This window comes from Bradyrhizobium sp. B117 (genome assembly GCF_038969555.1).
Lineage (GTDB): Bacteria > Pseudomonadota > Alphaproteobacteria > Rhizobiales > Xanthobacteraceae > Bradyrhizobium.
The window spans coordinates 6786404-6799234 of the sequence record NZ_CP152414.1 but is presented as its reverse complement, the minus strand read 5'-3'; the positions used below and the strand labels follow the sequence as shown (position 1 = coordinate 6799234).

Annotated in this window: 8 protein-coding genes and 1 pseudogene; 6 read left to right on the top strand and 3 right to left on the bottom strand. The window is 60.2% G+C overall.

Annotation, left to right across the window (positions count from 1 at the left end):
* Positions 1 to 912: 912 nt before the first annotated feature.
* Entirely contained in the window at positions 913 to 1152 is a 240-nt protein-coding gene (locus AAFG16_RS33035) for a hypothetical protein (RefSeq protein ID WP_342732033.1), read from the top strand.
* 494 nt (positions 1153 to 1646) lie between these two features.
* Here the strand turns inward: AAFG16_RS33035 and AAFG16_RS33030 are convergent, their stop codons facing one another.
* A complete protein-coding gene (locus AAFG16_RS33030) occupies positions 1647 to 4973 on the bottom strand; it encodes an AAA family ATPase (RefSeq protein ID WP_342732031.1) in 3327 nt (1108 codons plus the stop codon).
* 566 nt (positions 4974 to 5539) lie between these two features.
* Between AAFG16_RS33030 and AAFG16_RS33025 the strand changes: the two genes are divergently transcribed.
* Together AAFG16_RS33025 and AAFG16_RS33020 are read left to right on the top strand one after the other, a co-directional pair.
* Positions 5540 to 7792 carry an ABC transporter substrate-binding protein gene (locus tag AAFG16_RS33025; protein WP_342732029.1) on the top strand — a complete coding sequence of 751 codons (2253 nt, stop codon included), beginning with the start codon at positions 5540 to 5542 and terminating at the stop codon, positions 7790 to 7792.
* Positions 7793 to 8067: 275 nt separating this feature from the next.
* On the top strand, positions 8068 to 8361 hold the full coding sequence (locus AAFG16_RS33020; RefSeq protein ID WP_212407807.1) for a GYD domain-containing protein: 294 nt from the start codon (positions 8068 to 8070) through the stop codon (positions 8359 to 8361).
* A gap of 87 nt (positions 8362 to 8448) precedes the next feature.
* Here AAFG16_RS33020 and AAFG16_RS33015 read toward each other — a convergent pair.
* A pseudogene (locus AAFG16_RS33015) lies at positions 8449 to 9020 on the bottom strand (tyrosine-type recombinase/integrase).
* Positions 9021 to 9256: 236 nt separating this feature from the next.
* Between AAFG16_RS33015 and AAFG16_RS33010 the strand changes: the two are divergent.
* The 3 genes from AAFG16_RS33010 (at position 9257) to AAFG16_RS33000 (ending at position 10941) form a co-directional block, all read left to right on the top strand.
* Positions 9257 to 9472, top strand: a complete 216-nt coding sequence (locus tag AAFG16_RS33010; protein ID WP_342732025.1) for a hypothetical protein — start codon at positions 9257 to 9259, stop codon at positions 9470 to 9472.
* 291 nt (positions 9473 to 9763) lie between these two features.
* Complete coding sequence (locus AAFG16_RS33005; RefSeq protein ID WP_342732023.1) at positions 9764 to 9961, top strand: hypothetical protein; 198 nt, start codon at positions 9764 to 9766, stop codon at positions 9959 to 9961.
* A 728-nt stretch (positions 9962 to 10689) separates the two neighbouring features.
* Positions 10690 to 10941 (top strand): hypothetical protein, encoded by a 252-nt coding sequence (locus AAFG16_RS33000; protein ID WP_342732021.1) that lies wholly within the window; start codon positions 10690 to 10692, stop codon positions 10939 to 10941.
* Positions 10942 to 11540: 599 nt separating this feature from the next.
* On the opposite strand, the gene frc is transcribed toward AAFG16_RS33000, so the two are convergent.
* Positions 11541 to 12818: a formyl-CoA transferase gene (gene frc, locus AAFG16_RS32995; protein ID WP_342732019.1), complete on the bottom strand. Its 1278-nt coding sequence runs from the start codon at positions 12816 to 12818 to the stop codon at positions 11541 to 11543.
* Positions 12819 to 12831 lie beyond the last annotated feature (13 nt).

The following is a 12831-nucleotide window of genomic DNA, read 5'->3' as shown; positions in this document are numbered from 1 at the left end:
CGAAGCACCGGGTGACTTTATCGTTCCCTTCGACGTCTCGGCCGTACTGCCGGAGCAAGTTGTCGGTGAGGCTAATAAGCTCCGCGACGGCTTCCCGGTCGAGGGCCGTCTTACTAGCAGAGCGTCGTCTAACCAGCCTTCTCGATCGCTCGATCACTGTGGACTTGGCGTAGCCCAGCAGGGCCGCGATCTGACGCGCGACGTACGTTGTCGCCCGCATTTTAGGCTCCCCGGAGTGATGACTAGACTCACTACAACGTGGAACTGTTTTTATAGTTCCGCCACCTTAAGATAGTATACTATTTTTAGTTGCTGGCCTTAAGGGACACCGCGATAAAGTTATTCAGTCCGACGTGGCTTTGCGCTCCTCTTTCTGCCGTTCCTGGAATACCGCAACAAAGGCTTGTCAGCTATGGATCCTATCTCGCGGCCTTCTATCGTGAGACTCGCGTGCTCGTCGGCCGCTCAAGGGCGACAAACCAAGGGACGTGGTATCTATCGGCCTTTATCGAGCATGCGAGCTTGCTAGTTCAAAGCTTTGCCTGCCAGGAACTTGGGGAAGTTCGTCCCGTCAGCCTCGAGCTCATCAGGTACTTGATCGTAGGTTCGACGAACCAAATTATGCTCTTTCAAATATTCCTTAACGCCGAAACATACCGAAAACGCCGAAACATACCGAAGCTCATCAAGTATCTGCGGATCATCCTCTGACAGTAGAGAGGTCAACCGTCGCAGGAAGATCGCGGGCGCGCTCGTAAACCAGCCGCCAAAGGTCCTCCGGCGCCAAAGCTCTCCCTTCCGCATCTGCCAAGACCTTCGCAATCGCGACAGCAAAATCGCTGGCATATGGGGGACTGTTCGAAATGATCCGGTAGTGATGTGCAGGCGTTTGGGAAGGGTCCTTCAGTTACGATGACGGAGGTGTCGTCTACACCGGGGGCACTCGCCATCCGCCGCATGCACAAGTTGGCGCGCAATCTCGTCTATCAGTTCGTCATGCTCCCAGCACGTGCCATCGCTTTTGGCGACGTTCCGGGCGCGATAATAAGCATGGGTCTCGGCGCCATCGTCACCGACGCGGATGATCACATCCGGATGAAATGGACAAACAGTGGTAGCTCGCGTCGTCAACAAGGCGTAGCGCACAGTTGATTGTAGGTTATCCGCATCAACCGACATCAGAGCTTCCCGGCCCGAGCCGCATGCGAGCGATCGAAAGCGCACTGAGAAGCGAGCCACGGCGCGGAAGGCGCCTAGACCGTAACAACCAGCGCTGCTGTCCGCTTTCGCATGGAAATAATCTCCGATTCGGCGTGCTGCGCATTGAGGCAAGTCAAATCGTGTGAGTTCGCATAGAAAAGTTTGCGTGCCAAATTTCGATAGAGCGGCTCGCTACCAGGCAGCCTACAGGACCGGCAGATCCGGATGGCACCTACTGGCCCTTGATGAACAAGGCTGAAGCTATTGCGATGTCGGCTATCGGCTCTAGACCCGCCCCGGGGCCCTGCTTGCCGCGACCGCCGCTTGTGACCCGATGCCGACATTCCGACGGCATTGGGGCGCATGCGGTGGCAATCGCATCCCATCCTCACACTCGGCGCCGGTGGCGACGAGCAGCCATCCAGCCATGTAAGAGGTGAACTGCATTAGGCCAGCTGGTCGAGTAGCGCCTTGGCGTCCCGCAGGACCGGCGTGTCGAAGCCTTCGGTGAACCGGCCATACCCGAGCGCGAGGAGGTCGCGAGCCTCCGTGCGCTTGCCCTGGTCGCGCCACAGGCAGGCGAGGCTCGTCGCAGCGCGTAGCCCAAATGTCTTCGCGCTCTGGCGCTCCGCCACAGCGAGCGCTCGATGATAGTTTTGCTCCGCAGCGGCTCGGTCGCCTCTCGCATTCGTCACATCGCCTCGAAGCCGATGCAGCTCGACCTCACCGCACCGCTCGTGGGTCGTCTCGATGAGCTGCTCAGCCTCGACAAGGCAATGCTGCCCCTCCTGCAGATGCCCGATCTTGGTGCGAGCCGCGGCGAGAAAGCAGAGCGCGTGCGGCGTATGCACCACGGCTCCGGCAGCGCGAAGCACCGAGAGCCCCCTCTTGAGCACAGCAAGGCCATCTTGCGCCTGTCCAAGTTCCGTCAATGACCGCCCATGATGAAGAAGTCCGAGTCCCAACCAGAGTGGAAAACCGTGCTCGTTCGAGACGGCCACCAGCTCCTCGGCGTGCCGCCGTGCGTCATGCCACAAGCCGGCGGCCGCCATCACCGCACACACCTTGCTCAACACGAAGGCCACCGTGAACGGATGATCAAGCCCGCGGGCTTCCGACAACGCCTCGTCCACGCGCGCGCGTCCCTGATCGATGTAGCCCAGAAACGCTAAAGTCAACGCCAGGTGACCCAGGCTCGCCGCGTACGGATCGGCCACCGCTATGGCGGCGCAAGTCGCGCGAGCGGCCGGATTTCTCAAGCCGTCGCACAGCTCAAGAAGGGCGCGCGCTGTCACAAATTCCCCGCGGAAGTAGCAACTGGCGCCATGGATATAGTGACCCAGCAACCGAATGGTTTGATCTTTTCTTGTCTGGCCCAATGTCTCCAACTGTTCGGCAAGCGACACCGCGAGCTCGTGCTCGGCCCGAACCATGTGGAAACCCCATTGGAAATAGAGCAGCGGAGCGAGACGATCCGGTCGATCGAACCGCTCAGCGAGTGTTCGCGCCCTGACGAGGGTGTCGGCCACCACGGGCGCCGAATACCCATGAGTTGCCATCAGGGCCCGTCCGAGGGCGATTTGCAGGTCAAGCTCGTGCTGCAGGGGCCGGGACTCCTCGGGCATTTTCGCCACCAATTCCAGCCCCCGCTGCAACTGCGCCACCGCTTCCGCCATCGCCGACCGCGCGACCGCCTGCTGGCCGGCCTTGAGCCGGTAGCCGACCGCCTTCTCGGTGAAACCGGCCTCGGCACAATGGTTGGCCATGAGTTGCGGCTGAGCGGTCACGATTTCAGGAAACTGGCTCTCCAGCGTCGTCGCAACGCGGGCATGGATCTGCTGGCGTCGACCGCGCAGCAAGGTGCTATAGGCTGCGTCCTGTACCAGCGCGTGCTTGAACGTGTACTCTGCATCCGGCGGGGTGCCCCGCTGGAAGATCAACTCGGCGCGTACGAGCTGCGCCAAGGCCCCGTCCACCTGTTGCTGCGGCATGGCCGCGACGGCGCTGATCAGCTCATGCGAGAACGACCGCCCAAGGGTTGCTCCGATCTGCGCCATCTCGCGCACGGGTGCCAAGCGATCGAGCCGTGCCAGGAGCGACGCTTGGAGCGAGGTAGGGATGGCAAGCGGAGGCACGGGCCCACTCGCATCAAAGCGATCGCCAGCGTCGGTCAGCATACCGCTCTCGATTACCGCCTTGGTCAATTCCTCGATGAACAGCGGTACGCCATCGGTTCGATCGATGATCCGTTCGGCGATCTCCTGAGGCAACGCCTTGCCGCCGGTCACCCGCATGATCATTTCGGCACGTTGTCGACGCGGCAGACGACTGAGGCTGATCGATGTCACGTGCGGGCGCCCAATCCAGGCCGGCACGAACTCCGGCCGGAACGTGATGATCAACAAAACCCGAAGAGTGGAGACCCTGTCGACGATGAGGTCCAACAGGTCAAGCGAGGTGGGGTCGATCCAATGCACATCCTCGAACACCATGAGCACCGGCCGGCGTGCTGCCAGTCCCTCGAGTTGGGCCAGGAGGGCCCGCAGCGTCTTCTCCTTGCGCTTCTGCGGGTTGAGGTTGAGCGGTAGATAGCGATTCCCGATCGGCACGGACAGCAGGTCCGCGATCAGAGGGACGGCCTCGCTAAGGTCAGCGTTTGCCTCCGCGAGCAACGCCTCGAGCTTGTCCAACCGTTGCTGGTCCGTATCGTCACGGCGGAATCCCGCTGCCCGCTCGAGCTGTGAGATGGTCGGGAAAAGCGCGGTGTCCTGGTGGTGCGGGGAGCAGAAGCGGCGCAAGCGGATGTGTGGATCATCGCTCAGCCGTTCCAGCGTCGTCTCGGCGAGGCGCGATTTGCCTATGCCCGGCTCACCCGAGATCAGCACGACCGAGCCATTGCCGCGTTTTATCTCCTGCCAGAGGCGCATCAGCAGCCCGATCTCCTCAGCTCGGCCGAGCAGTGGCGTTCTGCCTACGCGCAAGGCCTCGAAGCGACTATCGACCGCGCTCGCACCGATGACTTGCCAGATCGGCACCGGATCGCTGAAGCCTTTGATGGAAACGCTCCCGAGAGCGAGATACTCGAAGAACCCTCCGATGAGGCGGCGGGTGCTACCGTCGATGACCACCGTGTCCGGCTCGGCCAAGGCCTGAAGTCGCGAGGCCAGATTGGCGGCCTTACCGACCACCTCATGCTGCCGCGACGCGCCCTCCTCGAGGAGATCACCGACAACCACCAAACCGGTGGCAATGCCAACTCGCGCTCGCAATCTTGTCTCTGGACCGACAGCAAGTCCGGCCACTGCCGCGACTAATGTTAGCCCGGCGTATACCGCGCGCTCTGCATCGTCTTCATCCGCCCGCGGATAGCCGAAATAAGCGAGCACGCCGTCGCCCATGTATCTGGCAACGAACCCGCCAGATTTCTCGATTTGCTCGGCACAGCAGCGGTGGTACGCGCCAATGATTTCACGCAAGTCCTCAGGGTCAAGCCTTGTCGAAAGCGCTGTCGAACCAACGAGATCGGCGAACATCACCGTGAGCTGACGTTTCTCGGCCTCGGTCCGAGGAGCAGGCCCGGCTCTCGGTCCGGCCTCATCGAGCTCCGCAATCGCGCGTAAAATCTTCCTGCGATGGCCGAGCGAGACGCCGATTTTCTCGAGGTCGTGATCGGTCAGATCGCGCAGAACGCTCGGATCAATGTCGTTCTCGGCAAAGCGCTGCGCGTATTGCCCCAAGCCAAGCTTCTCGAGCCACTCCGCAATCTGCTGCATTGGCCCCACTGACATCGGGTTGGCGGCTGGCCGAATTTCAGACCCACGGCGAAGAAACGTTATCCCAATGTTTCCGGGATAGCACGTCTTGCTTGCAGCCATTCGCCGACATCGGCCTTCGACCACCTTGCCAAGGTGGTGCGTCAGTACGGATTTTCGCCACCAAGAAGCGCATGGCATGATGAGAACAACTGTAGACGCTCGATTTTGGCAATAAGCAGCGTTGCCTAACAAGACCAAAATGCTGGCGGCCAATTGGGTGAATCCATGAGTCGGCGACCGAGGATTGCGCGATGTCCGGAAATGGCCCATCAGCGAAGTGACGACACCGCTCATTGAGGTCCGCTTAGCCGGGCGGAGCGGACTGGATTTGCTCGCGCTGAGTTTTTCGCATTTTGACCCAAACGCGATCACGCACTTTTCCTTCATCCGCTTTGAGTGGTCGTAGGTCTTGCCGGCGGCGATGGGACGGGCTTGAAAAACGCTCTCAGCGGCGGCAATCTCGGCCTGATTGAGACCTCGATCTGGAGAATCTCGGCTTATGCCGATCGATGCAAGGATCGAAGATGAAGCAGCGGCTCATCAGGTGGCTTGCCGTTGTTGCGGGCGTTGCCCTGGTGCTCGCCGTCGTCGCCTGGGCTGCCATCCTCTTGACTCGCCCGGAGCCTATTCGCATCGCGTTCGCCAATTCGCTCTCTGGCCCGTCGGCCCCGGCCGGGATGGAAAGCCTGGCCGCGATGCAGCTTGCAATCGACGATGTGAACGCCAAGGGTGGCGTCAACGGACGGTCGATTGAACTCGTTCTGTTTGATGACGCGAGCAATCCAGCCGTGGCGCGCGCGAATGCGCAGGCGATCGCCGACAGCCCGTGCGTCGCTGTGCTCGGCCATTATCTTAGCTCCGCGTCGCTCGCGGCAGCTCCGGTATATAAGGATGCGCGGATTCCGGCGCTCACGGGAAGTGCGGCTGCCGACGAGCTGACATCCGGCAATGATTACTATTTTCGTGCGCTGTCGCCGGTCTCCGCACAGGCGCGCTCGATCGCGGAACATCTGCGCGCCGTGATGAAGGAGCCAAAAGTCCGCCTCGTTCACACGCGCGATTCCTATGGCAAGAGTTTTGAGCGTGGATTTGCGGCGGCCTATCCGCCGGAGCAGTTGCACGTGTTCGAACTGGACGTTGCGGACGGTCAGATCGGATCGATGGACAAGGCGCTGGACGCTACCGCGCAGGAGCCCGGTCCCGGTGTCATCGTCGTCGGCGCGGCGGCCGACTATATCGCAGACATCGTCAAGGCGCTGCGTCGCCGCGGCATCAAGGGGACGATCATCACGACCCAGGGCGCAGGGCGCGAAAGCTATTTGCAAAATTTCGTCAACGAGCCCGAGGAAAAGATGCATCCGGGTTTCTTCAGTGAGAACCTGTACGCCGCATCGTCGCTGATTTTCGACAGCGCCAGCGTGGCGGCGCAGGTTTTTGCCGCCGACTACAAAGCGAAAGCGGGAACTTCCCCAAGCTGGGTTGGCGGCGGCTCATATGACGCCGCGCGCCTGATGATAGATGCGCTGAACCGAGCTGCGGTCCATCGCCGGTTCATGGCGCAGGGGATTCAGAAACCATCCGACAGCAAGGCTGCGGATCGCGACCGGATACGCGTCGCACTGGCCGCGATCGACAGTCCGAAATCGGCGGTCGTCGGGCTGACGGGGCGGCTCTATTTCAATGCGAATCGCGACATTCCCCGCCCGATCCGAATGGGTTTCTTCCATTATGGCCGCTTCGTCACGGCACCGCAGCAACTCGTGCGCATCGATCAGCCTGATGGAATTGATCTCGCTGCGGAGCAGGACAAGAGCCATGTCGTCGCGTTCGAGGACCGGCGCTACTGGATTCAGCGGGTCGTTTATACCGGCATCGACATCATCCGCGTCAGCCGGATCGACGTGAAGCAAAATTCGTTCAACGTCGACTTCTATCTCTGGATGAGGTTCGCTGGCGACGATGAGGCGCAGACACACGTCGAATTTCCGGCTTTACTGGATCGCGGGGCGTTCGATCCAGCTCGGCCCACTCAGGCTGGAAAAGAAGACGGCCTGAGCTATCGGCTCTATCGCATCAACGGCGATTTCAAGGCCCGTTTCGATCTCCATGATTATCCGTTCGACACGCAGGAACTGCGTCTGCATTTCCAGAACACGGAACAGCGGCGGGAGCTTATCACCTATGTCATCGATCGGTTCGGGTTGCGCCTTGCCGACGACGGAAGCTCGCTGGCCGAGGACGGGGCCTATTCCGGACTTCAGCTATGGCGATTTCTCGGACTGAACTATTTCGTCGAATCCCTGTCCAGCGGATCGACGCTCGGAAAGGCGTCTTTGTTTGGTGCCGAGGCAATGACGGAATTCGCAGGCTTCGATGCGACCATCATGCTGCGCCGCAGTTCCTCGATCTACATGCTGAAGAACCTGCTACCGATGTTTCTGCTCGTGCTCGTCGTATTCGCCACGCTATTCTTTCCCGAAACCATGTTTCGTGAACGCGTGACGATTCCAGTGACTTCGATCCTGGCGAGCGCGGTGCTGCTCGTGGCAGTGAACACTCAGATCGGCGATGTCGGATATACGGTGGTGGTCGAAGAGATGTTCTACATTTTCTTCGTACTCTGTCTGATGGCGATATTGGCGGGCTACAAACATGAAAAACTTCGGGAGGCCGGCCGAAAGCGCGCCGCTGTCGCTCTGGATCACGCAGCGCAGCTCGTCTATGCCGGGACGGTGCTCGCTGTTATCGTCGTGCTCTATCGGCGTTATGCCTCGTGAGGCAAGCGTGGCGATCTCGCCTGTCCACCACACCTCGTGAAATTCGCAGAGTCTGGATCTGGCCCATCGCGACGAATTTATCAGGTCTCTCTGTGGTCTCCTGTCGGAGGCAGAGCTGACTTAATTTGCTCGCCGCAATTATTACGGCTCGTGACCCCTAGCCGCTTCGAGCCGCCCTGAGGGGATCTTGGTGGTTGGGCGGGGTCAGGCAGTGTGGCATAATCCACGACGTGGACCCGTTAAGTCCATTGCTTCTTTGTCAAAGGAGAATCGTCATGTCCACGTACATGCTTCTCTGCAATTTCACCGAGCAAGGTGTTCGGACCATCAAGGAAATGCCGCAGCGTCGAGCGGCCGCCAGGGAGTTGGGCAAAAAGTTTGGCGTTGACATCAAGGCCGGCTATCTCGCCATGGGAACATATGACCTCATCATCCACGCTGAGGCCACCGACGATGAGGCCATGGCCAAGTTTCTCTTGTCGTTGGCCGCCATCGGGAACGTACGGACGACTTCGGTCAAGGTGTTCCCGGAAGCGGATGTTGACAAGATCATCGGGGGGCTAGCGTAAGCTAACGCAAATCAAAACAAAGGTCAGTTGTTGGCCAGAAGCGGCTGATGGCCGATGGGCAGAGCATGTCCGCTCTGCCCTGGTGATTCAGACATCAACGTGTTCGGCAATCGCGAGGGCGTCGTCAACCTCGATGCCGAGATAGCGGACCGTGCTTTCGATCTTAGTGTGGCCGAGCAAGAGCTGAACGGCTCGCAAATTCCGCGGCGACGGTAGATCAGCGTCACCTTGGTCCGGCGCAGGGAGTGGGTGCCAAACACCCTCGGATCCAGCCCGATGCTTGCCATCCAGTCGGCAAGAAGGCGAGCATATTGGCGAGTTGTCATCGCACGATCGCACCCACGGCGCCCTGTGAACAAATACTCACCTGGCCTCTTGCCGGCTTCCTTCAAGAAGTCGTCAACGGCTTGCCGGGTTTCATCAGTCAACTCGAACTTAACGGGTCTGCCGGTCTTCTTCTGCTGGACGGTCGCGCGATCGACCGCATAGCCATTCGGAGCGACATCTTCGACCTTTAAGGCGACGACGTCGCAACCACGCAACTTACTGGCGATTGTGAGGTTGAAAAGGGCAACGTCGCGGGTCCGTCGTTCGATTAGGAGCCGGGTTCGGATCGACCAGACTTGGTTTGGCCGCAGCGGAGGTTTGGCTCCGATCAGCTTACCCTTGTTCCAGGGTACGCGGCGAGCTTAAGTAGACAGGCTGTCGTCGTCAGGCATGATCGTGTTCCTCGGTTTGTGAGGGCATCGAGCATGCGTTGTGACGCGTAGATCTTGTCTGCTTTCAGAGGCTTGCGGCCGTGGGGCGCCTGGGGGCCGCTTCAACTCTGCAGTGAATGACCCTCAACGGACATATGGGACCGGACCGTCCCAACTTTTTGCTGTAAGCTGCCCTCATGGATCGAGATGTGCTCTTGAGGCATCTTGAGGAGGCCGAGCGCCATGTTGCGCTAGGCAAGCGGCACATTGCGGATCAGGAGCAGCTAGTTGCGGACTTGGCCCGCTCGGGGCACGACACGACGGAAGCTCGGAAGCTGCTCGACAACTTCTACGCGACGCAAGTGCAGCACATTCAGCACCGCGACCGCATCCTTAGGGAATTGGAACAGTAAGGTCGCCTCGAGCGGCGTTCTCCCCTTTCCCAACCTTTGATCTAAATCAGCGACGGGGGCCGCACGAACGCAAGAGGTATTTTCCCAATACGATGAAGAAACCCGTATGGCGAAGTGGATGGCCTCGAAGGAATTGGAGCCGTCCAAGTAAGTCTGCCTCAGTTGACGCCCCTTTTTAGGAAACCGGCCGACTGCGAGGCAGTTGGATGGGTATCACCGCCCGGCCCGTGGCATCTATCGGTGATGAGATCGTCAGTTGCGCTCCCGCCCACTCGAACAGGGGAGGAGCGCATGTGGAAGCACCGCTTCAAGCCGTCCGATATCCATTGGGAACACCTTTGGGAAAACGCAATGCGGTTGCGTAAAGAAGCCGAGTGCAAGACACCCGGCATTGAGCGTGAGCGCCTGCTCCGCTTGGCGCGGCAAGCGGAAATAGGTGCGGAGATGAGCCAGTGGCTAAGATCGCCGGGGCCGCGGCCGCCGAAGTAAAGCTGAGTGCCACTGGCTCAGTACTTTTTCGACCTGGGGTACTGGCCTGTTTCCGGCCTAGTGGCCTAGTTTTAACAGTGACCTAATTCGTTCTCGTTGAACCAAGCCGCGCCTGATACGTTGCCCCTATCACCGACAACGGCTCTGCCCATAGGCGTCGGTGGCTGAGAGACCGATAGCGCTCTCGCCTGCACAAGGAATGGGAGCATAGCCGTGCAATGTTTTTTGGCAACTTTTCGCTCGATTGATATCGATAGGGAAATCGTGAAGCAAACCCGCCAGACCATGAAAGAGTCGCACGAGCTTCTGGGGCGACCTCTCCCGGATACGTTCCTAGGTCGCCAGACCCACGCGGCGTTCCCGCTACCCGAAGATGCCGAGGAATAGGAACCTCCTTGAGATCAGGACATCGGCGATCCATGAGCGGATTTAGCCCTGACATCATCGAACTGCTGGAACGAGCGCAACGCGCTGTTGAGGAAGCTGAGAAGCTGCGCGCGGAACGTGAGCGCCTTGCTGGCGTCGCAAGACAACGGGGCTATATCGTCCAACGCTTCCCTACTTCGGAACCAGGCCTCGAAATGAAGCCACAGGTAAGGCCGCCGTGCCTAATTTGAACGAGGAACAGGACTCGACGGCTGGCATTGTCCCAGCATCGCCAGGGACATCCAAGGCGACCTGCGACTGAGAGACGCGACCGTGCTCCCCGCCAGAACTGGAGGAGTGATATGCCGCGTTTTCACTTCCATATTCAAAACGGAAAGAATCTTAACGACGACAACGGCGCCGAGTTTGTCGACATTGAAGCGGCCAAGATCGAGGCAGTTAGGTTGGCTGGTGCAGTGCTAAGCGAGGGCTTGTTCCCCAACTTCTGGCGGGGAACACCGTGGGAGATGGTGGTCAGCGACAACCCAGAACTTCGGCGCGGACGCACCTTCTTTACCCTGACTTTGTCCGCCACCGAAGAACGTTCCAAATGATTGGCACAAGAAGTTAGGCCGCCTCAGTTGGCGGCCTCTTTCATTCGCGAATGTCGCCTATTGGCCCATCGCGGCAGTTAGCTGAGCTGCAAACTCTAGGCGCTGTCGGTGCATAGCGGACTCCGGCGAGTCGTCCGCCCGATTAATTTATGAATTCATGGCCTACAAGCTTCTCTGCGGCGCATCCTTCGAGACGCCAGCCTATGGCGGGCCCTTAGGATGAGGTCGCATTTCGCGGCGAGATTTTAGACCCTCATGGTGAGGAGCCCGCCAAAGCGTGCGTCTCCGGACGATGCTTCGCATTGCGAGTGAAGCATGCAGGCTGAGCTCGTTCGGCAGGTTCCAGCTTTCTTATGCGAAACCGGCGTCGCCTCGACCCGAGTTTTACTCTTTCGGATGATGCCATATTGCCCCTGTTTTTCCCGACGCGTCAAGCAATAATTCGTATAATCAGAAATACGTTCAAGACAAAGGGGTTGGCTACTGTGCATGGGGTTGTTTTTCAGTTTTTTGGTTTGAGCCTGCGACCCCACGACCTTGCCGATGCAAAAAGGGCCGCCCCGAGGGCGGCCCTTTCGTCTTGATTGAAGTGGCTCCGCTTACTCGGCGGCCTGCTTCTGCGGCGGATCGAGCGCGCCGGACTTGTGGATATCGGCGACCTGGTGGTCCGAGAAGCCGAGCACGCTGCGCAGGATCTCGTCGGTGTGCTCGCCGAGCAGCGGGGAGCGGGTGACCTCGCTCGGGCTCTCCGACAGCTTGATCGGGTTGCCGACCGAGATGTACTTGCCGCGGGTGGGGTGGTCGACCTCGACCACGGTGCCGGTCGCGCGCAGCGACTGGTCCTCGGCGATCTCCTTCATCGACAGGATCGGGCCGCAGGGGATGTCGTCCTTGTTGAGGATCTCCATCGCCTCGAACTTGGTCTTCGTCATCGTCCACTGCTCGATGCGGGCGAAGATCTCGTTGAGGCGCGGCAGGCGGGCCGCCGGCTTGGCGTAGTTCGGATCGGTCTTCCAGGTGGGCTCGCCGATCACGTCGCAGATCTTCTCCCAGACCGGGGCCTGGGTGATGAAGTAGATGTAGGCGTTGGGATCGGTCTCAAAGCCCTTGCACTTCAGGATGCGGCCCGGCTGGCCGCCGCCGGAGTCGTTGCCGGCGCGCGGCACGGCATCGCCGAACGGAATGCCTTCGCCGAACTGGCTGTATTCCTTGAGCGGGCCGTGGGCGAGGCGCTGTTGGTCGCGCAGCTTGACGCGGGCGAGATTGAGCACGCCGTCCTGCATCGCGGCGGTGACGCGCTGGCCCTTGCCCGAATGCGTGCGCTGGTAGAGCGCGGTGACGATGCCGAGCGCCAGGTGCAGGCCGGTGCCGGAATCGCCGATCTGCGCGCCGGTGACGAGCGGCAGGCCGTCGCGGAAGCCGGTGGTGGAGGCGGCGCCGCCGGTGCACTGCGCGACGTTCTCATAGACCTTGCAGTCTTCGTACGGGCCAGGGCCAAAGCCCTTGATCGAGGCGACGATCATCTTCGGGTTGATCGCCTGGATCTTCTCCCAGGGGAAGCCCATGCGGTCGAGCACGCCGGGGCCGAAATTCTCGACCAGCACGTCGCACTTCTTGATCAGCTCGGTCAGGACTTCCTTGCCCTTGGGGTTCTTGGTGTCGAGCGTGATCGAGCGCTTATTGTGGTTGAGCATGGTGAAATACAGGCTGTCCACGTTCGGGATATCCTGCAGCTGGCCGCGGGTGATGTCACCCACGCCCGGGCGTTCCACCTTGATCACGTCGGCGCCGAACCAGGCCAGCAGCTGCGTGCAGGTCGGTCCGGACTGGACGTGGGTGAAGTCGAGAATGCGAACGCCCGCGAGCGCTTTGGTCATCGTATTGCTCCGT